Here is a 23,211-nt window from a genome sequence, read left to right as displayed (position 1 = left end):
TCAGCCGGGGATCAGACCGTCGTCGCTGAGCATGGCGCGGACCTCTTCGAGGGTCGCGTCGGGCGACGGCAGGATCAGCTCGGACGGCTCCAGGGAGTCGTCCGGCAAGGGTGTGCCGAGTTCGCGCACCCTTGCGAGGAGCGCGTGGAGAGTGGCGCGGAAACCCGGGCCGTCGCCTCTCTCCATTTCGGCGAGCAGTTCGTCGTCGAGCTTGTTGAGCTCGGCGAGATGGCTGTCGGCCAGGACTGCCTGGCCCTCCCCCATGATCCGTACGATCATGACGCTGCCTTAATTCTTGTCGAACTTGTGCGGGGACTGGGACTGCTGCTGCTGCGCGGCATCCTGCGGGCCGCCCTCGATGGCCTGCTTCGAGGTGGAGCCGCCGGCCAGCTCGGCCTTCATGCGCTGCAGCTCCAGCTCCACATCACTACCACCGGAGATCCGGTCCAGCTCGGCGGTGAGGTCGTCCTTCGCCGTGCCGGTCGGATCGTCCAGGGCGCCGGAAGCCAGCAGCTCGTCGATCGCGCCGGCGCGTGCCTGCATCTGCTGGGTCTTGTCCTCGGCCCGCTGGATGGCCAGGCCGACGTCGCCCATCTCCTCGGAAATGCCCGAGAAGGCCTCACCGATCCGGGTCTGGGCCTGGGCCGCCGTGTAGGTGGCCTTGATCGTCTCCTTCTTCGTGCGGAAGGCGTCGACCTTGGCCTGCAGCCGCTGGGCCGCCAGAGTGAGCTTCTCCTCCTCACCCTGCAGCGTGGTGTGCTGCGTCTCCAGGTCGGTGACCTGCTGCTGGAGGGCCGCGCGGCGCGACAGCGCCTCGCGGGCCAGATCCTCGCGACCGAGCGCGAGTGCCTTGCGGCCCTGGTCCTCCAGCTTGGACGTCTGGCCCTGCAGCTGGTTCAGCTGCAGCTCCAGGCGCTTGCGCGAGGTCGCCACATCGGCGACACCGCGGCGCACCTTCTGAAGCAGCTCCAGCTGCTTCTGGTACGAGTAATCGAGGGTCTCGCGCGGATCCTCGGCCCGGTCAAGGGCCTTGTTTGCCTTCGCGCGGAAGATCATCCCCATACGCTTCATGACACCGCTCATGGGCTTCGCGCGCCCCCTTCTGACTTAGCCGGTCACCAGCACTCCAACAGAACCCACAGTACGGGCCCTGCCTCTATTACCGCACTGTTCGAGCAGTGATGGGGTCCTCCCCAAGGACGACTGCACCCGGTGACCGCTCCCGCCCAGGGAGTAGGTGAGGGTCGGGGAAACCGGAGGTGACGCCCGTATCGTCCCGCTCGGACACCAGCAAGGACGCAGGCCGTTGCCGGATCGTTCCCGGCCGGCCTGGGGTCGCGGCGATCGACCCCGTACCCTTGGGCCTTGTGTTCCGTAGCCGCTCCAAGGAAGAGAAGGCCCCCACCGACAAGGTGACGGCGGACCTCTCCAAGACGTCCCGCGACCCGCAGGCTCCCAAGGGTCGCCCCACCCCCAAGCGCAGCGACGCCCAGTCGCAGCGCCGTCGCGCCTCCAGCGGTGCGCCGACCGACCGCAAGGAGGCCATGAAGCGCCAGCGCGAAGCGCGCCGGGTCGACATGGCCAAGCAGCGTGAGGCGCTCGCCAGTGGTGACGAGCGCTATCTGCCTGCCCGCGACAAGGGTCCGGTGCGGCGCTTCGTCCGCGACTTCGTGGACTCGCGCTTCTGCATCGCGGAGTACTTCCTGCCGCTCGCCGTGGTCATCCTGATTCTCAGCGTGATCCAGGTGCAGGGCATCCAGAACATCTCGCTGCTGCTCTGGCTCGGCGTGATCGTACTGATCGTCGTCGACTCGATCGGGCTCACGTTCCGTCTGCGCAAGCAGCTGAACGAGCGCTTCCCCGATACGCCCAAGCGCGGCGCGGTGGCCTACGGGCTGATGCGTACGCTCCAGATGCGTCGGCTCAGGCTGCCGAAGCCGCAGGTCAAGCGCGGAGAGCGGCCCTGAGTACGGATCTTCCCGGTTCGGCCGGCGGTGTGTCCGCAGGCCGGCCGGGTGATGCGGTCTCCGGTTTCGCGGGGGCCTCGTCGGTATGGCTGAAGGGGCTCGGCGGACTGCGCAACACCGTGCGTCAGGAGCTGGTCGCCCGACAGCTGGACGAACAGATCGCGGGCCGTTTCCCCGTCGGGCAGCGGCTGCGGATCCTCGATGTCGGCATGGGCCAGGGGACGCAGGCTCTGCGTCTCGCCCGGGCCGGTCACACCGTCACCGGTCTCGAATCCGACGCCGAGATGCTGCGGGTCGCCCGCGAGGCGCTCGGCGGCGAGCCTGCGGGCATCCGGGAGCGGGTCCGCCTCATCGAGGGCAACGGCCAGGACACCGGCGTCCACTTCCTGCCGGGCAGCTTCGACGTGGTGCTCTGCCACGGCGTGCTGATGTATGTCCAGGAACCCGACGCCATGGTGGCCGGTCTGGCCAGGATGCTGGCGCCGGGCGGCCTGCTGTCGCTGCTCGTACGGAACGCGGACGCGCTGGCGATGCGGCCCGGGATCGCCGGGGACTGGGACGCGGCGCTGGCCGCGTTCGACACGGACCGGTACACCAACCGCCTCGGGCTCTCCGTGCGCGCGGACCGGCTCGACGCCCTCACCGCCACACTCGCGGGGATCGCGGCGCCGCTGCACGCCTGGTACGGGGTGCGGATCTTCACGGACAACGTGGGCAACGACGTGGAGCTGCCGTCCGCGGCGGAGCTGGAGCGGGTGCTGGCGGCGGAGGACCGGGCGGGACGGACGGATCCGTACCGCGGGGTGGCCGCATTGCTGCACCTGTGCGGCGTGCGGGGCTAGGGCCTTTCCGGCGGCGGGACCCGGGCGGGCGCGCTCGACAGGCCGCCAATGGGGTTAAAGGCAATAATCCGGACATGGATGCCTTTCACCCCCGCAGCCGTGTGCGCCGGCTGCTGATGCCTCTGTCCGCAGGGGTCTGTGCGATCGCGTTGGTGAGCGGTTGCTCCGACTCTGATTCCAACACCTCGAACGCCGCCGCGACGAAGTCCGGATCGGCGCAGCAGGGATCGGCCTCGAAGGCCACCGGCGATCTGCAGGACGACTACCAGACCGTCATCAACAACGTGCTTCCGTCGGTGGTGCAGATCGACGCGTCCGAAAGCCTGGGCTCCGGCATCGTCTACGACGCCAAGGGCCACATCGTCACCAACGCCCACGTCGTCGGTGAGGAGAAGACCTTCAAGGTCACCGTGGCCAACGGCGAGAAGGTGATGAGCGCCTCGCTGGTCGCCGCCTATCCCGATCAGGACCTGGCGGTCATCAAGCTCGACGACGTCCCGGACGGGCTGAAGCCCGCGAAGTTCGGCGACTCGGAGAAGGTCGCGGTGGGCCAGATCGTGCTGGCGATGGGTTCGCCGCTCGGCCTGTCCAGCAGCGTCACCCAGGGCATCGTCTCGGCGCTCGGCCGGACCGTGAGCGAGAGCCGCGCGGGCGGCGGCACGGGCGCGACCATCGCGAACATGGTGCAGACCTCGGCGGCGATCAACCCGGGCAACAGCGGCGGCGCGCTGGTGAACCTGAACAGCGAGGTCATCGGCATCCCGACGCTCGCGGCGACGGACCCCCAGATGGGTGACAGCGCGGCGCCGGGGATCGGATTCGCGATCCCGGTCTCGATGGTGAAGACGGTCGCCGACCAGATCATCAAGAACGGCAAGGTCACCGACTCCGGCCGGGCCGCCCTGAACATCACCGGCCGCACGGTCGTCAACGACAGCTACAAGCCTGCCGGGGTGGCGATCGTCAGCGTGACGAAGGGCGGCGCGGCCCAGAAGGCGGGGCTGCAGGCCGGCGACATCATCACCAAGGTGGGCGACGCGTCCGTCACCACGATCACGTCCCTGTCGGAGGCGCTGGCCTCCGACAAGCCGGGCGAGAAGGTCACCGTCACCTATCTGCGCAGCGGTGCGGAGAAGACGGCGGAGGTCACGCTCGGCGAGATCTGAGCCGACGGGCCGCAGGGCGGTTCCGTCCACCACAGCACAGTCCGCCGGGCGGGCCCTCACGGGTCCGCCCGGCGGTCTTTGCGGCTCGGGCCATTTCGCTCCGCCCGGCGGCCGTTGCGGCTCAGGCCTCGCCGGCAGCCGCTTCGCTCTGCTCGGCGGCCGTTTCGCTCTGCTCGGCCCGGAGGCTCATCGGGCCGTAGATCTTCGTCGTGTCGTCGAAGAGCGTCACCTGGTCCGCCCCGCCGTCGAGGAGTTCCTTCCAGTACTCACCGATCCAGGACTCCGCGTCGCCCTGGGTCGTGAATTCCTCCGGCTGCAGGGCCGGCTCCGTCTCCGTACCGTCGGACTTCTCGAACCGCCACGTCCACGCCATGTCCGCCTCCTGGGTCACTTTGTTCCGTCCGCAGCCTAGTGCTTACGACCAGTGACGGAAGAGGTCCGCCTGCGCCCGTCCACCCCCACGTCGCGCACCCGGTGCGGGGACGCGGGAGGATCGGAGGGTGGAACTGACTCTGCTCGGCACCGGAGCCCCCGACGGGCTGCCGCGGCCCGACTGCCCCTGCGCCGCCTGCGCCACCGCCCGCGGGGAGCGGGCGCGGGCCGCGACCGCTCTGCTGATCGACGACGCGCTGCTGCTCGATCTCACCCCGGGGGCGGTGTTCGCCGCCGCCCGCGCGGGGCATTCGCTCACCGGCGTACGGCAGGTGCTGCTCACCCATCCGCACGACGGCCCCGCCGTCGAACTGCCCGCCGGGCTGCCTCCGGCGGGCCGGGTGCCGGACGGGCGGGTGCTGACGCTGATCAGCGGGCACCGGGTGCGCGCCGTGCCGATGGACGCGCCCGGCACCGGGTACGAGGTCACGTCGCCGGACGGCGAGCGGCTGCTCTATCTGCCGCCGGGCGCCGCACCGGCCGGTCTCGCCGACCGCATGGCGGAGCCGTACGACATGGTCGTCGGCGATGTCGTGGGACGGCCCGACGCGGTGGCCCGGCTGCGGGCCGTCGAGGCGATCGGGCCGGCCACCGAGGTGATCGCCGTCCATCTGGACCACGACGCACCGCCCGGCCCCGAGCTCGACCGCCGGCTCGCCGCGGCCGGGGCCCGGTCCGTGCCGGACGGGACGACGCTGACGGTCGGGGCGTACCACGCCGAACCGGACGTCCCCCGGCGCACCCTGGTCACCGGAGGCGCGCGGTCCGGGAAGTCGGTCGAGGCCGAACGGCGTCTTGAGACGTATCCCGAGGTCGTGTACGTGGCGACCGGGGGCAGCCGGGAGGGGGACGGGGAGTGGGCGGCCCGGATCGGGCTGCACCGGGAGCGCAGACCGGCGGCCTGGCGCACCGAGGAGACCTGCGAGCTGGTGGAGCTGCTGGCCTCGGACGGGCCGCCGCTGCTGATCGACTGCCTGTCGCTCTGGCTGACGGACGCGATGGACCGGGTGGACGCCTGGGACGACGCGGCGTGGGCAGGAGGTGGGGAGAGCGCACTGCGGGAGCGGACCGCCGCGCTCGTGGCCGCGGTCCGCGGGACGCGGCGCACCGTCGTCGCGGTGACCAATGAGACCGGGTCGGGCGTGGTGCCCGCGACCGCCGCCGGGCGGCGGTTCCGGGACGAGCTGGGCCGGCTGAACGCCGCGGTCGCCGATGAGTGTGAGCAGGTGCTGCTGGTGGTGGCCGGGCAGGCGCTGACGTTGCGTGGCTGACGGGCCGGCCGGGAACAGGACGGAGGAGCGGACATGGCGCGTGTGCGGCCGATGCTGGACGGGGTGCCGGAGACCCTGTTGTGGACGTTGTACAACCGGGGCTACGAGGCGGGCCGGCCCTATCCGGTGCTGGACGACCCGATGGCGCTCCAGCTGCTGGCGGATCTGGACTATCCGTTCGAGGAGCGGTTCGGTATTCCCGACCCGTTCCACTCGCAGGCGCAGGGTCTGCGCTCGCGCTGCTTCGACCTGGCGGTGCAGGAGTATCTCGACGGCCGCCCGGACGCCACCGTGGTGGCGCTCGGCGACGGTCTGGAGACCGGCTTCTGGCGGGTCGACAACGGACGGCTGAACTGGCTCAGTGTGGAGCTGCCCGAGGTCGCCACGCTGCGCCGCACCCTGCTGCCGCCCTCGGACCGGCTGCGGACGCTGTCCGGATCGGCGACCGATCTGTCCTGGCTGGACGAGATCGAGGACCCGGAGGGCCGGGGTGTGGTCATCACGACGCAGGGGCTGCTCATGTATCTGCGGCCCGCCGAGGTACGCGCGATCCTGGCGGCCTGCGCCGAACGGCTGCCGGGCGGAATCCTCGTCCTGGACTCGATGGCCCGCTGGCTCGCGAAGGGCACGGTGGCGGGTACCTCGAAGGTCGGTGAGATGACGATCCCGCCGATGCGCTGGGCGATGGACCCGGGCGAGCGCGGGAAGCTGCGCAGCGCGCATCCGGGGATCACGGAGGTGCGGGCGCTGCACCTGCCGCGCGGGCGCGGTGCGATGGGTGAGCTGATCCGTATCCAGAATCTGCTCCCCGGGCTGCGGACCCTCACCCCCGCGATCACCCAACTGCGGTTCGGGGACCGGACGCCGCACTGAGGGAGTCCGGAAATCGCGGCAGGTACTGTTCCGCAGGGGGCCCGCCGCCGGGCTCCCCGGCCCACACCACGTATCGACCCGCGAGGCAGACCCCCGTGAATCTGGACGACTTCTCCGACCTGATCGAACGCCCCGACGGGGGTGTACGGCGAGATGCCGAGGAACGCCGGGAGCGGTTCATCGTGCCGCCTGGCGCCCTCGGACGCCTCGACGAGCTGGGTGAATGGCTCTCGGCCGCCCAGCAGGCCGTGCCGGTCCGGCCGATCGAGCAGGCCCGTGTGGTGCTGTTCGCCGGTGATCACGGGGTGGCGGAGCTGGGTGTGTCCGGCCGTGCGGCCGGCAGCGCGCACGAGCTGGTGCGCGCCACGCTGGAAGGCTCGACGCCGCTCGCCGTGCTGGCCCGTACGTTCTCCGTACCGGTACGGATCGTGGACGCCGGTCTGGACTGCGAGCCGGAGCTGTTGCCGGAAGCCGTCGTCCGGACCCGGGTGCGGCGCGGCAGCGGCCGGATCGACGTCGAGAACGCCATGACGGTCGAGGAGGCCGAGCAGGCGGTGCGTCTCGGCATGGCGATCGCCGACGAGGAGGCCGACTCGGGCACCGATCTGGTGGTGCTCGGCGATCTGAGCGTCGGCGGTACGACGGCTGCGGCCACCCTGATCGCGGCGCTCTGCGGCACCGATGCCTCGGTGGTCACCGGGCGCGGCGGTGCGGGGATCGACGACCTGGCCTGGATGCTCAAGTGCGCGGCGGTCCGTGACGCGCTGCGCCGCGCCCGGCCGGTGCTGGGTGACCAGCTGGAGCTGCTGGCCACGGTGGGCGGTGCGGACCTGGCGGCGATGACCGGCTTCCTGCTGCAGTGCGCGGTGCGCCGGCTGCCGGTGATCCTGGACGGCGTGGTCTGCTCGGCCGCGGCTCTGGTCGGACAGCGGGCCGCGTTCCGGGCACCGGACTGGTGGCTGGCGGGCCAGCTGAGCGGTGAGCCGGCACAGGCGAAGGCGCTGGACCGGATGGCGCTCAACCCGCTGCTGGACCACGGCGTCATCGTCGGTGAGGGAACCGGGGCGCTGCTCGCGTTTCCGTTCGTTCAGGCCGCGGCCGCGCTGGCGGCGGAGCTGCCCGAACGCGCACCGGAGCCCGAGGAGGACGACGCGAAGGACGACGGCGAGGAGGCCTCCGCGGACGGAGGGACCGGCCCGGGAGACCCGGCCGGGGAGTGACGAGCGGCAGCTGAGCCATCGGACTGCGGCCGCCCGGAAACCGGCCGCAGAGCAGCCCCTTATGAAGTGCGATGCCCCATATGATCGCCTTTCATGGGAGAGGTCCAATTGGCCAGCAAGGAATCCGGGCGGGCTGCCGTCCGGCCACAGAACACCGAACGACAGCAGAACTCCGAACGACCGCACAGCGCCGACCGGCCGCAGAGCACCGACCGGTCGCGACGCGGCGCGGCCTTCGCCATCTGGTACCTGCGGGTCGTGTCGTTCATCAATTTCCTGAGCGCCGTCTGGGTCACCTTCGGCCAGGATCTGCGACGCCACAACACCGAGAACTACTTCACGCCCTACTTGCTCACCGCGGGCTTCTCCTCAGGGGTCGTCGCACTGTTCCTCGCGGTCACGATGCGGCGGCGCAAGCGGGCCGCGTGGATCGTCAACATGGTGCTGAGCGGGCTCACACTGCTGCTCTTCGCCGCGGTGATCGGCTTCCCGGAGATCCGCCGGTACCCGCAGAACTGGATCTCGCTGGCGCTGACCGCCGCCTTCGTCGTCGCGCTCGCCCTCGGCCGGCGCGAGTTCTACGCGAAGGGCGACCGGTCCAACCCGAAGCTGGCCGCGCTGGTGGCCGTCGTCGGTCTGCTGGTCACCTCGCTGATCGCCGCCGGTCTGGTCACGCTCACCAACACCGCGCACGACGACTACCGTTCGACGTTCCTTGACCGCTGGCGCTACGGCGCGCTGCGGCTGGTCTCCGTCGCCGCCGACGACTCCCGGTTCCCCGGCATCTCCACTCCGGGCTGGGTGAACGTCGCCATCAACATCCTGTCCACGCTGCTGCTCATCGCCGTCGTGTACGCGGCCTTCCGCGCCCGCCGCGCGGTCGACCCGATCACCCCCGAGGACGAGGCGGCGCTGCGCGCGCTGCTCGACAAGCACGGGGAGCGGGATTCGCTCGGCTACTTCGCGCTGCGCCGCGAGAAGAGCGTCACCTGGTCGCCCACCGGGAAGGCCGCCGTCGCCTACCGAGTGGTCGGCGGGGTCTCCCTGGCCTCCGGCGACCCGATCGGCGACCCCGAGGCCTGGCCCGGGGCGATCGACCCGTGGCTGGCCGAGGCCCGTGAGCACGGCTGGATCCCGGCGGCGATGGGGGTGAGCGAGGAGGGCGGCACGATCTACGCCCGGCACGGCCTCGACGCCCTGGAGCTGGGCGACGAGGCGATCGTGGAGACCGCCGAATTCACCCTGGAGGGGCGGGCGATGCGCACCGTCCGCCAGGCGTACAACCGGGTCAAGCGGGCCGGTTACGAGGTGACCGTGCGCCGGCACGCGGACATCCCCGAGGCCGAGATGGCCGCACTGGTGCGCCGGGCCGACGACTGGCGCGACGGCGCGACCGAACGCGGCTTCTCGATGGCGCTGGGCCGGCTCGGCGACCCGGCCGACGGGCAGTGCGTGATGCTCGAATGCCGGGACACCGCCGAGGACGGCGGAAGCGGCGAGCTGCGCGCCCTACTCAGCTTCGTCCCCTGGGGTCCGAACGGTCTCTCGCTGGATCTGATGCGCCGTGACCGGAGCTCCGAGAACGGCCTGATGGAGTTCATGGTCATCGAACTCCTGCAACGGGCCGGGAAGATCGGCGTCACCCAGGTGTCGCTGAACTTCGCGATGTTCCGCTCCGTCTTCGAGCGCGGCTCACGGCTCGGCGCCGGACCGGTGCTCCGGCTGTGGCGTTCGCTGCTGAGCTTCTTCTCGCGGTGGTGGCAGATCGAGTCGCTCTACCGCGCCAACGCCAAGTACCGGCCGATCTGGGAACCGCGCTATCTGCTCTTCGAGAAGAGCGCGGACCTGCCGCGCATCGCCATCGCCGCGGGCCGTGCCGAGGGGTTCCTGGAAGCGCCCGGACTGCCCAAGTGGCTGCACCGCGCCAAGCTCGGACCGCGTGGATGACCCCGATGGCCCCGCTGCGCGCGCTCGGCCGGGCGGCCCGCCGGGAGTGGAGCCCGCTGTGGAGGACCGTACGCACGGCACTTGTCACCGAGCGGCTGCGGGCCGTCCCGATGACCCTGGCCGCGGTCTGCCTGACGGCGCTGCTCCAGGTGGCGCAGAACCGGTCCTGGGGCTACGGGCCGGTGCAGGCGCTCGGGGCGGTGCGGGCCGAGGATCCGCTGTGGGCGGCTCTGCTGCGTACCCCGCTGTCGCTGTTCGTCCCCGCGCTCGACCTGCCGGTCTGGGGTGCGCTGGCTCAGGTGCTGCTGGTGTTCGGGATCGCCGAGATCTGCCTGGGACGGCGGCGGACGCTGCTGATCGCGTACGTCGCGACGCTGGCCGGGACGCTGTACGCGCGCATCGGTGTCGCCGTCGGCCCCGACGGGTACGGGTTCCTGGGGCTGCCGGGTTCCGACGCCCAGGTCGTCGACACCGGCCCCTCGGCGGCGGTGGTCGCCCTGGCCGTCTGCGTCTGCTGGGCGCACCGGGCCCGGTTCACCGGGGCGCTGGTGATCGTGGCGATGGTGGTGGAGATCGCGGTGAAGGACAACCTGGCGGGCAAGGAGCACCTTGCGGCCGTCGCGGTGGCGCTCGTGCTGTGCGCGGTCCCGGCCCTGCGCGGGCGGCGCCGTCAGGGTTTGGGTGAGGGCGCCGGGGCCCGGTCGGGTGCGCCGCCGATCAGGTCCTGGAACTTCCGCCGCGGCCCGGCCCAGCGGACGTCGTGGTGGTACGCGCGCAGCACCGAACGGGAGCGGGCCCGGTGCCGGTTGCGGTAGAACCGCTTGGCCCACATCGAGGTCGGTCTGGCCAGCCGGACCGCCCCGACCAGGGCGACGAACGGAATCAGGGTGCCGAGCACCGCCATCCGCGCCTTGCCCTTGAACAGCGCGATGAGCACGAAGCAGAAGTTGACGACGAGGGTGAGGACGACACCGAGCCTGTCCTGCTGCTGATCGTCGCTCAGGTCGTCCACGCCGAGCGGGGAGAACCCGCCCAGCACCAGCAGCACCAGGGCCGCGGTGAGGACCACGACCTCCACGCTCTGACGGCCCTGCTCGGTCCAGTACACGTCGTCCATGTGCAGGATCAGGGCGAACTCGTCCAGCACCAGCCCCGCGCCGATGCCGAAGACGACCGCGCAGGCACCGGCCGCGAAGCCGTGCTTCCCGCTGGCCACCGCGCCGAACCCGCCGACCACGCTGAGCACCACGCCCGGCACCACGTGGTGGACATGGACCCCGCCCGGCGTGATGTTGCCGAAGGGCCCCTTGCCGGCCCGGATCATCCGGGTGATGACCCGGGTGATCGCGAACGTCAACACGAAGGCGGTCAGCGCCAGGAGCAGGGGCAGCTTCCCCGGCTCGACGATGTTCCGGTCGAACCAGTGACCCATCCCACCCACTCCCGATAAGTCGACGACGCACCGTTCTGTGCCGTTTTGGACAATCTAGCGGCCGCGCCCACCGATTAGCCTGCGCGCCGTGACCTCCCTGAACAGCCACGGCCTGCGTTTCGCCTTCGGCACCCTCACCGTGCTCCCCGTCCGCGTCAGCCGCTGGGACCGCGAGACCGCGCGGGCCGGAATGCTGTGCGCCCCGCTGGCCGGCCTCGTCGTCGGCGTGCTCGCGGCGGTGCCCGGCAGCCTGTTCCTGCTGTTCGGCTCGGGGCCGCTGCTCGCCGCGGTCGCCTCCGCCGCGGTGCCGGCTGCCCTCACCCGGGGGCTGCACCTCGACGGCCTCGCGGACACCGCCGACGGCCTGGGCAGCGGCAAGCCGGCCGACGAGGCGCTGCGCATCATGAAGCAGTCGGACATTGGGCCGTTCGGTGTGATCACCCTGCTGTTCGTGCTGCTCGCCCAGGTGGCGGTCCTTCAGCAGCTGTACGCGCAGGGCTGGGTGCAGGGTGCGGTGGCGGCCGTCGCTTCCGCCGCCGTCGCCCGGCTCGCGCTCACGCTGGCCTCCCGCCGCGGCGTCCCGGCGGCCCGCCCGGAGGGGCTGGGCGCCGCGGTCGCGGGCACGGTCCCGGGGGCCGGCGCGGTGGTGGTCGCGGCCCTGGCCGTGGCGCTCTGCGCGGGCGCGGGCGCGCTGCTCGGCGGATACGGGGCGCTGCGGTACGCCCTCGCCGCCCTGGCCGCGCTCGCGGTGGCCCAGCTGCTGCTGCGGCACTGCGTGCGGCGCTTCGGCGGCGTGACCGGCGATGTGTTCGGGGCGTTGGCGGAGACGGCGGCGACGGTGACGCTCGTGGGGCTGGCCCTCGGCTGAGCCCCTCGGGTGTTCCGTCAGGCCGCCGCCGCCGGACACTGCTCACGCCAGACACCGAGCTCGTACTTCTTCAGCAGCGAGCTCAGCCCCAGCCGCCGGGACTGTGCGCAGAACCGGGCCACGGGCAGCTCGTACTCCACGTGGAAGACCGCCTTGCCCGCCTTCACGAACGGGGAGAGCTCCTCGCACTCCTCGTACTGCGCGCACTGTTCGTTGACCGCGAAGTCGAAGTCGCCCACCAGCTCCGGGATCTGGGGCAGGTCGTTCTTCAGGCCGACGGCGAGGTGGTGACGGTGGGCGATCCGGGCGATGAGCCGGTTGTAGCGCAGCTGATCGGCGGCGGTCAGCGGGAAGCCGCTCGGGTTGCGGTAGCCGTCCATGTTGTCGGGCTCGACCGCGTCGAAGCCCTTCTTCGCGCACATGGAGATCCTGCTCTCCATCAGCGGCTCCAGGACGTCGGTGCGCCGGATGTCGAGCCAGCGCTCCCCCTTCCAGCCGTTGCCCTTGCCGAGGACCGCCGTGGGGAACCTCGCCGCGTCCGGGCGGAACTCCTCCCAGGCGCCCGTGGACAGGTAGCAGATGACCTTGCGCCCTTTGCGGTGCAGCTCGGCCACCTGTGCCGCTTCGTGGTCGAAGCCGTCGATGTCGTACACCGGGGCGTCCACGGACGTGTCCAGCCGGCCGGAGAGCTGCCACTGCCAGTCGGTGCCCGGCTCCGGCTGCCAGCGGGCCGCGACGGACCGCCCGGAGGGAGCCGGCGAGGGGGCGGACCCGGGTGCCGAGGTGCAGCCGGCCAGCATCGCCAACAGAATCAGTACGGTGGCGGGCAGCGCCTTCGGCCGGCCGCTCACCCGGGCGGCCATCCGGTCGTCCATCGTTCTCTCCTGGATCCATCCGCAGGACGTCCGCCAACGCCGTTGCGGTCGCGGTCCGTTCCACCGGGAAGATCATCCCGGTGTGACAACCGTACGGCCGTCCCGGCGCACTGACGGCCCGCCGCCGTAATCGGGCAGCAAAGGCGCGCGTAGGCTCATTCCCGGCACATCGCGGCGGCGTCTACGATGCGCCGGGCCCGGTCGGCCACCCCCTCGACCGGCACAGACCGACAAAGAACTCAACGGAAGCGAGAATTCACCACCGTGACTGCTCTCACTCTCAGCACTGCCGGTGCGGCGACGCTGCGCGCCGACGCGCTCGTCGTCGGCGTCGCCAAGGCCGCCGGCTCCAAGTCCGGCGACCTGGTCCTCGCACCGGGCGCCGAGGCCGTCGACAAGGCGTTCGGCGGGAAGCTCGCCGCCGTCCTGGCGACCCTGGGCGCCTCCGGTGCCGAGGGCGAACTGACCAAGCTCCCCGCGCCCGACGGCCTGAAGGTGCCGGTCGTCATCGCGGCCGGCCTCGGCCCGGTCCCGGAGAAGGACGGCTCGTACGACGCCGAGGCGCTGCGCCGGGCCGCGGGCTCCGCCGCCCGTTCGCTCACCGGCTCGAAGAAGGCCGGCTTCGCGCTGCCCATCGGCTCCGTCGAGGACGCCGAGGCCATCGCGGAGGGCGCGCTGCTGGGCGCGTACGCCTTCACCGCCTACCAGGGCGGCGAGAACAAGCTCGCGCCCAAGGACGCCAAGGCCAACGGCCCGAAGCTGCCGCTCGCCGAGGTCGCCCTGCTGGGCGCCAAGCCGCGTGACAAGGCATTCAAGGCCGCCGCCGAGCGCGCCGTCGCGGTCGCCGAGGAGATCAACCGCGCCCGCGACCTGATCAACACCCCGCCGAACGACCTGTACCCCGAGTCCTTCGCCGCCGTGGCCACCGCCGCCGGCAAGGAGCACGGCATCAAGGTGCAGGTCCTCGACGAGAAGGCGCTCGTCAAGGGCGGCTACGGCGGCCTGCTCGGCGTCGGCCAGGGCGCGGCCCGCGGCCCGCGCCTGGTGAAGCTCGCCTACACGCACCCGAAGGCGGAGAAGACCCTGGCCCTTGTGGGCAAGGGCATCACCTACGACTCGGGCGGCATCTCGCTGAAGCCGGCCGGTCACAACGAGACGATGAAGTGCGACATGGCCGGCGCGGCCGCCGTGTTCGCGGCTGTCGTCTCGGCCGCCCGTCTGGGCCTGCGGGTCAACGTCACCGGCTGGCTGGCGCTCGCCGAGAACATGCCGTCGGGCAACGCCACCCGCCCCGGTGACGTGCTTCACATGTACAGCGGCAAGACCGTCGAGGTCCTCAACACGGACGCCGAGGGCCGGCTCGTCCTCGCCGACGCGCTGACCCGCGCCTCCGAGGAGAACCCGGACGCGATCGTCGACGTGGCCACCCTGACCGGCGCGATGGTGCTGGCCCTGGGCAACCGCACCTTCGGCATCATGGCGAACGACGACGCCTTCCGTACCTCGATCCACGAGATCGCCGAAGAGGTCGGTGAGGCCTCCTGGCCGATGCCGCTCCCGGCCGACCTGCGCAAGGGCATGGACTCCCCGACCGCCGACATCGCCAACATGGGCGAGCGGATGGGCGGCGGCCTGGTGGCCGGTCTGTTCCTGCAGGAGTTCGTGGGCGAGGGCATCGCCTGGGCGCACCTGGACATCGCGGGCCCGGCCTTCCACGAGGGCGCCCCGTACGGCTACACGCCGAAGGGCGGCACCGGATCCGCGGTCCGCACCCTGGTGAAGCTGGCGGAGCGCACCGCGGCCGGAGACCTCGGCTGAGCGGCTGCCTCTGGACCTGCCAATGATGTACGGCCCCGGGCATACGTCCGGGGCCGTACGCGTTGCAACCACGCCACTGCGGCAGGGGCCGGACGGGTTTCGCTCTCGACGAAATCCGGACGCCCGTACGCAGCGGTAACCCGCTGAGACGGACGATCATCCGTCTCAGACACGGGCCCCGCGTCCCGCCCACCGTCAACAAGTGCGAAGATGGGTTCTCGGCAGGACAGGGCCCCCACCACAGGGCCGAATGACAAAAGCGGCCGAACACCAGCCGACCGGCCGGTCACACCCCGATGACGGGGCCCGGCATCCGGCGCACATGCATGGAGGACGTGACGTGGCGAACGACGCCAGCACCGTTTTCGACCTAGTGATCCTCGGCGGTGGTAGCGGCGGTTATGCCGCGGCCCTGCGCGGAGCGCAGCTGGGCCTGGACGTCGCTCTGATCGAGAAGGGCAAGGTCGGCGGCACCTGCCTGCACAACGGCTGTATCCCCACGAAGGCCCTGCTGCACGCCGGCGAGATCGCGGACCAGGCGCGCGAGGCCGACCAGTTCGGTGTCAAGGCCACCTTCGAGGGCATCGACATGGCGGCCGTCCACAAGTACAAGGACGACGTGATCTCGGGCCTGTACAAGGGCCTGCAGGGTCTCATCGCCTCCCGCAAGGTGCACTACATCGAGGGTGAGGGGCGGCTCTCCTCCCCCACCTCGGTGGATGTGAACGGCCAGCGCATCCAGGGCCGCCACGTGCTCCTGGCGACCGGCTCCGTGCCGAAGTCGCTCCCGGGCCTGGAGATCGACGGCAACCGCGTCATCTCCTCGGACCACGCACTGAAGCTGGACCGGGTCCCGAAGTCCGCGATCGTGCTGGGCGGCGGCGTCATCGGCGTCGAGTTCGCCTCGGCGTGGAAGTCCTTCGGCACCGACGTCACCATCGTCGAGGGCCTGAAGCACCTGGTCCCGGTCGAGGACGAGAACAGCTCGAAGCTTCTTGAGCGCGCGTTCCGCAAGCGCGGCATCAAGTTCAACCTCGGTACGTTCTTCCAGGGTGTCGAGTACACCCAGGACGGCGTCCGGGTGACCCTCGCCGACGGCAAGACCTTCGAGGCGGAGCTGCTGCTCGTCGCGATCGGCCGCGGCCCGGTCTCGCAGGGCCTCGGTTACGAGGAGGCGGGCGTCGCGATGGACCGCGGCTACGTCCTCGTCGACGAGTACATGCAGACGAACGTTCCGACGATCTCGGCCGTGGGCGACCTGGCCCCGACGCTTCAGCTGGCGCACGTCGGCTTCGCCGAGGGCATCCTCGTGGCGGAGCGTCTGGCCGGCATGAAGACCGTCCCGATCGACTACGACGGTGTCCCGAAGGTGACGTACTGCCACCCCGAGGTCGCCTCCGTGGGCATCACCGAGGCCAAGGCCAAGGAGCTCTACGGCGCGGACAAGGTCGTCGCGCTGAAGTACAACCTCGCGGGCAACGGCAAGAGCAAGATCCTCAAGACCGCGGGCGAGATCAAGCTCGTCCAGGTCAAGGACGGTGCCGTGGTCGGCGTCCACATGGTGGGTGACCGTATGGGCGAGCAGGTCGGCGAAGCCCAGCTGATCTACAACTGGGAGGCGCTGCCGGCCGAGGTCGCGCAGCTCATCCACGCCCACCCGACGCAGAACGAGGCGATGGGCGAGGCCCACCTGGCCCTCGCCGGCAAGCCCCTGCACTCCCACGACTGATCAGTCGACCGGGCGCGACGACCGACCACTTCCGCATTTTCGTTAGGAGCAACTGAAACCATGTCGGTTTCCGTAACCCTTCCGGCGCTCGGCGAGAGCGTCACCGAGGGCACTGTCACCCGCTGGCTGAAGGCCGAGGGCGAGCGCGTCGAGGCCGACGAGCCGCTGCTCGAGGTGTCGACCGACAAGGTCGACACCGAGATCCCGGCCCCCGCCTCCGGCATCCTGGCCTCCATCAAGGTCGCCGAGGACGAGACCGTCGAGGTCGGCGCCGAGCTGGCCATCATCGACGACGGCACGGGTGCCCCGGCACCCGCCGCGGCTCCGGCCGCCGAGCCCGAGGCCGCCCCGGCCCCGGCGCCTGCCGCCGAGGCCCCCGCAGCTCCGGCCCCCGCGGCCGAGGCTCCTGCCGCCGCCCCGGCCGGCGGTGCCTCCGGCACCGACGTCACCCTCCCGGCGCTCGGCGAGAGCGTCACCGAGGGCACCGTCACCCGCTGGCTGAAGGAGGTCGGCGAGGAGGTCACGGAGGACGAGCCCCTCCTCGAGGTCTCCACGGACAAGGTCGACACCGAGATCCCGGCCCCGGTCTCCGGCGTGCTGCTGGAGATCGTCGTCGCCGAGGACGAGACCGCCGAGGTCGGCGCCAAGCTCGCCGTCATCGGTGCTCCCGGTGCCGCCCCGGCCGCTGCTCCGGCCGCTGCTCCGGCCCCCGTCGCGGCTCCGGCCCCGGCCGCCCCCGCACCGGCGGCTCCCGCCCCGGCTCCGGTGGCTCCCGCCGCGCCCGTCGCCGCTCCGGCCCCGGCCGCTCCGGCGCCCGTCGCCGCTGCTCCGGCTCCGGTCACCCCGGTGGCCCCGGCCGCTCCGGCTGCGACCTCCGGTGACGACGGCGCGTACGTCACGCCGCTGGTCCGCAAGCTCGCCGCCGAGAACGGCGTCGACCTGGGCGCGGTCAAGGGCACCGGCGTCGGTGGCCGTATCCGCAAGCAGGATGTCGTCGCCGCCGCGGAGGCCGCCAAGGCCGCCGCTGCCGCCCCGGCCCCCGCTGCCGCCGCTGCTCCGACCGCTTCCAAGGCGCCGAAGCTGGAGGTGTCCCCGCTGCGCGGTCAGACGGTCAAGATGACCCGCATGCGCAAGGTCATCGGCGACAACATGATGAAGGCGCTGCACTCGCAGGCCCAGCTGACCTCGGTCGTCGAGGTCGACGTCACCAAGCTGATGAAGCTGCGCAACAAGGCGAAGGACGGCTTCGCGGCCCGTGAGGGCGTCAAGCTCTCCCCGATGCCGTTCTACGTCAAGGCCGCCGCCCAGGCGCTGAAGGCCCACCCGGTCGTCAACGCCCGGATCAACGAGGACGAAGGCACGATCACGTACTTCGACTCGGAGAACATCGGCATCGCCGTGGACGCCGAGAAGGGCCTGATGACCCCGGTCATCAAGGGCGCGGGCGACCTCAACATCGCCGGTATCTCGAAGAAGACCGCCGAGCTGGCCGGCAAGGCCCGCGGTGGCGGCCTGACGCCGGACGACATGTCCGGTGCCACCTTCACCATCAGCAACACCGGCTCGCGCGGTGCGCTGTTCGACACCGTCATCGTGCCGCCGAACCAGGCAGCCATCCTGGGCATCGGCGCCACCGTCAAGCGTCCCGCGGTCATCGAGACCGAGGAGGGCACCGTCATCGGTGTCCGCGACATGACGTACCTCTCGCTCTCCTACGACCACCGTCTGGTGGACGGCGCGGACGCCGCCCGCTACCTGACCGCGGTCAAGGCGATCCTGGAGGCCGGTGAGTTCGAGGTCGAGCTCGGCCTCTGAGCACCGCAGTTGTAACCAGCCTCACCAGCGGCGCCCCCGTCCGGAACACTCCCGGGCGGGGGCGCCGCCGTATTGTCTAGGCACGACCGGTCGCTCCGGCCGCCGAGTTGGTGCAGGCAGCACCGGTTTGCCCCGAAGGAGCCCCTCATGACCCCGCCCGTCGTCCACTCGCTGCGCGAACAGATCCGCGAGCACATCGTGGACGGGATCGTCAGCGGGCGCTGGAAGCCGGGTGAGCGGATCGTCGAGCGGCGCATCGCCACCGAGCTGGAGGTCAGCCAGACGCCCGTACGCGAGGCGCTGCGGGAGCTGGAGACGCTCCGGCTGATCGAGTCGGCGCCCAACAAGGGCGTCCGGGTCCGCAACCTCACCGCGGCCGATCTGGAGGAGAGCTACCCGGTCCGGGCCGGCCTGGAGCAGATCGCCGCCGAGCTGGCGGCCCCCGGGCTCGGCGAGGACTGCTCGCTGCTCGCCCCGCACGTGACGGCCCTGTACGAGGCGGACCGGCTGGCCGACGGCGAGGCACAGGTGCGCCACACCGTCGGGTTCCACCGGGAGATGGTCCGGGCGGCCGGCAACGCGGTCCTGCTGCACACCTGGGAGGGGCTGGGCATCGAGGTGTTCACGGCGCTCTCGATCCGCTGGCTGGGCACGGTGCAGAAGTCGTACGCCGAGGAGCACGAGGCGCTGATCGAGGCGTTCCTGCGCAAGGACCCGGACATCGGGGTGCTGGTCAAGGCCCATGTGCTCGGCTGCGCGCCGCGCGCCTGAGGCCGGAGCGCACCGTGGTGCGCATTTGTCGCGAGGGGCGCTCGCCTGTGCAGGCGAGCGCCCCTTTTGCCTGTTAAATCCCGTCACTCCGTGCCCCGTTTCGCGGCACCCCATGCCACTTTCTTCATATCAAGAAGTTTTGCCTTTCATCCTTTGATCGATCATCGATCGGAGCCTTACAGTTCACTCCGCGGGCCCACCGGCCCCATCGCCCTGTCCTGCCAGTCAGGGACTTCTCCACCCCCCTCCTCACCGGAAGGCGGCGATCATGACCGACCCCGTAGGAAAGCTTCCGAGCGAGCTCGACCAGCTCCCGGACCGCGACCCGGAGGAGACCGCTGAATGGGCGGCCTCCCTGGATGCCGTCACCAAGGCCGCGGGCCCGCACCGTGCCGCGTATCTGATGCGCCGCTCGCTCCAGCACGCCGAGGGCGCCGGTCTCGCGCTGCCCAAGCTGCTGGAGACCGATTACGTCAACTCCATCCCCACCGCCGCGGAGCCCGCCTTCGACGGTGACCTGGAGATGGAATCGAAGATCACCGCGTGGAACCGCTGGAACGCGGCCGCGATGGTGACCCGTGGCTCCCGCTTCGGCGTCGGCGGCCACATCGCCACGTTCGCCTCGGCGGCCTGGCTGTACGAGACCGGCTTCAACCACTTCTTCCGCGGCAAGGAGGGGGACGGCTCCGGCGACCAGCTCTACATCCAGGGCCACGCCTCCCCCGGCATCTACGCCCGCGCCTTCCTCGACGGCCGGCTGAGCGAGCAGCAGCTCGACAACTTCCGCCAGGAGGCGGGCGGCGACGGTCTGCCGTCCTACCCGCACCCGCGGCGACTGCCCTGGCTGTGGGAGTTCCCCACCGTGTCGATGGGCCTCGGCCCGCTCTCGGCGATCTACCAGGCGCGCTTCAACCGCTACCTGGCCAACCGCAACATCAAGGACACGTCGAACTCGCACGTCTGGGCCTTCCTGGGCGACGGCGAGATGGACGAGCCCGAGTCGACCGCCGCCCTCGCCCTCGCGGCGCGTGAGCAGCTCGACAACCTGACCTTCGTCATCAACTGCAACCTGCAGCGCCTCGACGGTCCGGTCCGCGCCAACTTCCGTGTCGTCCAGGAGCTGGAGGGCGCCTTCCGCGGCGCCGGCTGGAACGTCGTCAAGACGCTCTGGGGCACCGCCTGGGACGAGCTCTTCCAGCTCGACACCACGGGTGCACTGGTGCGCCGGCTCCGTGAGGTCCCGGACGCGCAGTTCCAGACGTACGCCACCCGCGACGTCGCCTACATCCGCCAGCACTTCTTCGGCACCGAGCCCGCGCTCGCCGAGCTGGCGAAGCTGCTGACCGACGCGAAGATCGCCGAGTGTTTCCACACCTCGCGCGGCGGCCACGAGGCCCGCAAGGTGTACGCGGCCTACCGGGCGGCGCTGGCGCACAAGGGTGCGCCGACGGTGATCCTGGCGCAGACGGTGAAGGGCTACACGCTCGGCCCGGGCTTCGAGTCGCGCAACGCCAACCACCAGATGAAGAAGCTGGACGGCAAGCAGTTCCGCGCCATGCGCGACCTGCTGGAGCTGCCGATCCCGGACTCGAAACTGGACGAGGGCCTGGTGCCGTACGGCCACCCGGGTGCCGACTCCCCCGAGGTCCGCTACCTCCAGGAGCGCCGTGCCGCCCTCGGCGGCCCCGCCCCGGCCCGCCGGGTGCACGCGGTGGCGCTGCCCGCCCCCGAGGAGCGCGCGTTCGCCGCGCTGAAGAAGGGCTCCGGCAAGCAGGAGCTGGCCACCACGATGGCCTTCGTCCGCCTGGCCAAGGACCTGATGCGGGACAAGGAGACCGGCAAGCGCTGGGTTCCGATCGTCCCCGACGAGGCCCGCACCTTCGGCATGGAGGCGCTGTTCCCGTCGGCCGGCATCTACTCGCCGCTGGGTCAGACGTACGACCCGGTCGACCGCGACCAGCTGATGTACTACAAGGAAGCCAAGGACGGCCAGGTCCTCAACGAGGGCATCACCGAGGCCGGCGCCATGGCCGACTTCATCGCCGCCTCCACGTCGTACGCGACGCACGGCGAGCCGATGATCCCGTTCTACATCTTCTACTCGATGTTCGGCTGGCAGCGCACGGGTGACCAGTTCTGGCAGCTCGGCGACCAGCTCGGCCGCGGCTTCGTGGTCGGCGCCACGGCGGGCCGTACGACGCTGACCGGCGAGGGCCTCCAGCACGCGGACGGCCACTCGCACCTGATCGCGTCCACGAACCCGGCGTCGCTCAACTACGACCCGGCGTTCGCGTACGAGATCGCGGTGATCGTCCAGGACGGTCTGCGCCGGATGTACGGCCCCGAGGCCGAGAACGTCTTCTACTACCTGACGGTCTACAACGAGCCGAAGCCGCAGCCCGCGATGCCGGAAGGCGTCGAGGAGGGCATCCTCAAGGGCCTCTACCGGTTCAAGGAGGGCACGCCCGCGAAGGCGGACGCGCCGCACGTACAGCTGATGGCCTCCGGTACGGCGATCCACTGGGCCCTGGAGGCCCAGGAGCTGCTGGCCGCGGACTGGGGTGTCACGGCCGACGTCTGGTCCGCCACCTCGTGGGGCGAGCTGCGCCGCGACGCGCTGGAGTGCGACGAGGCGCTGCTCCGCGGTGAGCTGCGGGTGCCGTACGTGACCCAGGCGCTGGAAGGCGCACCGGGCCCGGTCCTCGCGGTCAGCGACTGGATGCGCCAGGTGCCGGACCAGATCAGCCAGTGGGTGGAGCAGGACTGGACCTCGCTCGGCACGGACGGCTTCGGCCTCTCCGACACCCGTGACGCGGCCCGCCGCCACTTCGGCGTCGACCCCCAGTCGATCGCGGTCGCGGCCCTGGCCCAGCTGGCCCGCCGCGGCGAAGTGCCCGCGTCGGCGGTCAAGGAAGCCCGCGAGCGTTACGGGCTCTGACGGCCCGGAAGGCGGCGGCAGGACAACCTGTCGCCGCCTTCCGCATGCGCGCCCCCTGCCCCGGCGCAGGATTCGTCATCCTTTCGAGCCCGGCCGGTGTGTGAGGCCGTAAGGCTTCATTTCGGCGTCTGGGCGTGCATCGGCCGTCTCCGGGGCAGATGCTGGACCCGTGATGGACGAGACGGAATTCTGGGAGATTGTCGACAGCACCCGCGAGGCCGCCGACGGCGACCCCGAGGACCACGCCGACCTGCTCGTCGAACGGCTGGTGCAGCTCGATCCCGATTCCGTGCTGGACTTCGCCCGGCACTTCGAGGCCCGCTACAACCGCGCGTACCGCTGGGACCTGTGGGCCGCCGCCAGTGTGCTGCTCGGCGGGGCGAGCGACGACGCCTTCGACTACTTCCGCTGCTGGCTGATCGGCCAGGGCCGGGAGGTCTTCGAGGGCGCGGTGCACGATCCGGACAGCCTGGCCGAGCTCCTCGACGACTTCGACGAGGAGCTGGACGGGGATGCCGAGGAGCTGGGTTACGCCCCGGACGAGGCGTACGAGCAGCTCACCGGGGTGGTCGCACCGGATCTCGGGCTGCCGCCCCAGGCCCCCGAGCCGGAGGGCACCCCGTTCGGCTTCGAGGACGACGCGGCCCTGGCGGCGCGGCTGCCCGCGTTGTGGCAGCGGTTCGGCGCCGGGTGAGACGCGAAGGCTCCGGCCCGGTCACGGGCTGAGCGGGCGGCCCATCAGCACGTCGTCGACGTAACGGCCGGTCAGGAAGAACTCGCCGCGCAGCACGCCCTCGACAGCGAAGCCCTCGGACGCGTACAGCGCGCGGGCAGGGCTGTTGTGCCCCAGCACCCGCAGGGTGATCCGGTTCGCCCCCTCGGCTCGTGCGTGGCCGCACGCGGCCCGTATCAGCGCGCGGCCGATGCCGCGGCCCCGCGCCCAGCCGGCCACGGCGAGGCCCTGTATCTGCCGGACGTGTGCGTTGCAGGCCAGCGGGGTGGGCGGCACCACGCGGACGTAGCCGGCGATGACCGTCTCGCCCTCCGGGTTCACCGCCTCGGCCACCAGGACGTCCTGCGGCCGGTGCCGGTCGTCGAAGAACGGCTGGTACGGCGGCTGCGGACGGGGCATCACTTCGTGCAGCGTCGACCAGGTGCCCCGGTCGAGCTCCCCGAGAGCGGGGCCGTCGTCGGGGACGGCGGGGCGGACGGGCAGTGTGGTGAAGGTGGAGGGCTCAGCCATGGGC

Annotated in this window: 20 protein-coding genes and 1 pseudogene; 15 read left to right on the top strand and 6 right to left on the bottom strand. The window is 71.3% G+C overall.

The annotated features are described in order from the left end of the window. Together pspAA and OG912_RS26115 are read right to left on the bottom strand one after the other, a co-directional pair. On the bottom strand, positions 1-279 hold the full coding sequence (gene pspAA, locus OG912_RS26120; RefSeq protein WP_326735776.1) for a PspA-associated protein PspAA: 279 nt from the start codon (positions 277-279) through the stop codon (positions 1-3). 9 nt (positions 280-288) lie between these two features. Beyond that, complete coding sequence (locus tag OG912_RS26115; protein WP_327711499.1) at positions 289-1,071, bottom strand: PspA/IM30 family protein; 783 nt, start codon at positions 1,069-1,071, stop codon at positions 289-291. A 296-nt stretch (positions 1,072-1,367) separates the two neighbouring features. Here OG912_RS26115 and OG912_RS26110 point away from each other — a divergent pair, with 296 nt between their 5' ends. The 3 genes from OG912_RS26110 to OG912_RS26100 all read left to right on the top strand — a co-directional run bounded on the left by OG912_RS26110 (position 1,368) and on the right by OG912_RS26100 (position 3,975). Then, complete coding sequence (locus OG912_RS26110) at positions 1,368-1,967, top strand: DUF3043 domain-containing protein (protein ID WP_326735778.1); 600 nt, start codon at positions 1,368-1,370, stop codon at positions 1,965-1,967. An 89-nt stretch (positions 1,968-2,056) separates the two neighbouring features. After that, positions 2,057-2,809, top strand: a complete 753-nt coding sequence (locus OG912_RS26105; protein ID WP_327713546.1) for a class I SAM-dependent methyltransferase — start codon at positions 2,057-2,059, stop codon at positions 2,807-2,809. A 74-nt stretch (positions 2,810-2,883) separates the two neighbouring features. Then, positions 2,884-3,975 carry a S1C family serine protease gene (locus OG912_RS26100; protein ID WP_327711498.1) on the top strand — a complete coding sequence of 364 codons (1,092 nt, stop codon included), beginning with the start codon at positions 2,884-2,886 and terminating at the stop codon, positions 3,973-3,975. A gap of 121 nt (positions 3,976-4,096) precedes the next feature. Here the strand turns inward: OG912_RS26100 and OG912_RS26095 are convergent, their stop codons facing one another. Then, positions 4,097-4,348: a hypothetical protein gene (locus OG912_RS26095; protein ID WP_326735780.1), complete on the bottom strand. Its 252-nt coding sequence runs from the start codon at positions 4,346-4,348 to the stop codon at positions 4,097-4,099. A gap of 127 nt (positions 4,349-4,475) precedes the next feature. Between OG912_RS26095 and OG912_RS26090 the strand changes: the two genes are divergently transcribed. From OG912_RS26090 to OG912_RS26070, 5 genes and pseudogenes are all read left to right on the top strand, one after another. Continuing rightward, positions 4,476-5,678, top strand: a complete 1,203-nt coding sequence (locus tag OG912_RS26090; protein WP_327711497.1) for a bifunctional adenosylcobinamide kinase/adenosylcobinamide-phosphate guanylyltransferase — start codon at positions 4,476-4,478, stop codon at positions 5,676-5,678. A 33-nt stretch (positions 5,679-5,711) separates the two neighbouring features. Then, a complete protein-coding gene (locus tag OG912_RS26085) occupies positions 5,712-6,551 on the top strand; it encodes a class I SAM-dependent methyltransferase (protein ID WP_327711496.1) in 840 nt (279 codons plus the stop codon). A gap of 95 nt (positions 6,552-6,646) precedes the next feature. After that, on the top strand, positions 6,647-7,771 hold the full coding sequence (gene cobT / locus OG912_RS26080; protein WP_327711495.1) for a nicotinate-nucleotide--dimethylbenzimidazole phosphoribosyltransferase: 1,125 nt from the start codon (positions 6,647-6,649) through the stop codon (positions 7,769-7,771). A 93-nt stretch (positions 7,772-7,864) separates the two neighbouring features. Further along, positions 7,865-9,718, top strand: coding sequence for a phosphatidylglycerol lysyltransferase domain-containing protein (locus tag OG912_RS26075; RefSeq protein ID WP_327711494.1), 1,854 nt, complete (start codon positions 7,865-7,867; stop codon positions 9,716-9,718). A 5-nt stretch (positions 9,719-9,723) separates the two neighbouring features. Next, positions 9,724-10,443, top strand: a pseudogene (locus OG912_RS26070) (hypothetical protein); the annotation flags it as partial. Here OG912_RS26070 and OG912_RS26065 read toward each other — a convergent pair. Further along, a complete protein-coding gene (locus OG912_RS26065; protein WP_327711493.1) occupies positions 10,389-11,150 on the bottom strand; it encodes a hypothetical protein in 762 nt (253 codons plus the stop codon). The pseudogene OG912_RS26070 and the gene OG912_RS26065 overlap by 55 nt on opposite strands. A gap of 88 nt (positions 11,151-11,238) precedes the next feature. Between OG912_RS26065 and cobS the strand changes: the two genes are divergently transcribed. Next, on the top strand, positions 11,239-12,018 hold the full coding sequence (gene cobS, locus OG912_RS26060) for an adenosylcobinamide-GDP ribazoletransferase (protein WP_327711492.1): 780 nt from the start codon (positions 11,239-11,241) through the stop codon (positions 12,016-12,018). Positions 12,019-12,035: 17 nt separating this feature from the next. Here cobS and OG912_RS26055 read toward each other — a convergent pair whose 3' ends face one another. Next, positions 12,036-12,893, bottom strand: a complete 858-nt coding sequence (locus OG912_RS26055) for an endo alpha-1,4 polygalactosaminidase (protein WP_327711491.1) — start codon at positions 12,891-12,893, stop codon at positions 12,036-12,038. Between the two features lie 264 nt (positions 12,894-13,157). On the opposite strand from OG912_RS26055, the gene OG912_RS26050 reads away from it, so the two are divergent. The 6 genes from OG912_RS26050 to OG912_RS26025 all read left to right on the top strand — a co-directional run bounded on the left by OG912_RS26050 (position 13,158) and on the right by OG912_RS26025 (position 22,658). Next, positions 13,158-14,711, top strand: a complete 1,554-nt coding sequence (locus OG912_RS26050; RefSeq protein ID WP_327711490.1) for a leucyl aminopeptidase — start codon at positions 13,158-13,160, stop codon at positions 14,709-14,711. Between the two features lie 340 nt (positions 14,712-15,051). Continuing rightward, positions 15,052-16,440: a dihydrolipoyl dehydrogenase gene (gene lpdA / locus OG912_RS26045; RefSeq protein WP_326735789.1), complete on the top strand. Its 1,389-nt coding sequence runs from the start codon at positions 15,052-15,054 to the stop codon at positions 16,438-16,440. 60 nt (positions 16,441-16,500) lie between these two features. Next, on the top strand, positions 16,501-18,255 hold the full coding sequence (gene sucB, locus OG912_RS26040) for a 2-oxoglutarate dehydrogenase, E2 component, dihydrolipoamide succinyltransferase (RefSeq protein WP_327711489.1): 1,755 nt from the start codon (positions 16,501-16,503) through the stop codon (positions 18,253-18,255). Between the two features lie 147 nt (positions 18,256-18,402). Beyond that, positions 18,403-19,026: a GntR family transcriptional regulator gene (locus OG912_RS26035; protein WP_148017657.1), complete on the top strand. Its 624-nt coding sequence runs from the start codon at positions 18,403-18,405 to the stop codon at positions 19,024-19,026. A gap of 268 nt (positions 19,027-19,294) precedes the next feature. After that, positions 19,295-21,964: a pyruvate dehydrogenase (acetyl-transferring), homodimeric type gene (aceE, locus tag OG912_RS26030; RefSeq protein WP_326735791.1), complete on the top strand. Its 2,670-nt coding sequence runs from the start codon at positions 19,295-19,297 to the stop codon at positions 21,962-21,964. A gap of 172 nt (positions 21,965-22,136) precedes the next feature. After that, positions 22,137-22,658, top strand: a complete 522-nt coding sequence (locus OG912_RS26025) for a DUF4240 domain-containing protein (RefSeq protein ID WP_327713545.1) — start codon at positions 22,137-22,139, stop codon at positions 22,656-22,658. A gap of 21 nt (positions 22,659-22,679) precedes the next feature. Here OG912_RS26025 and OG912_RS26020 read toward each other — a convergent pair whose 3' ends face one another. Continuing rightward, on the bottom strand, positions 22,680-23,207 hold the full coding sequence (locus OG912_RS26020) for a GNAT family N-acetyltransferase (RefSeq protein ID WP_327711488.1): 528 nt from the start codon (positions 23,205-23,207) through the stop codon (positions 22,680-22,682). Between the last annotated feature and the right edge of the window lie 4 nt (positions 23,208-23,211).

Origin of the sequence: Streptomyces sp. NBC_00464 (assembly GCF_036013915.1) — a bacterium.
GTDB lineage: Bacteria > Actinomycetota > Actinomycetes > Streptomycetales > Streptomycetaceae > Streptomyces.
The sequence above is the reverse complement of the archived record's forward strand: the minus strand, read 5'-3'. Positions and strand labels throughout refer to the sequence as shown.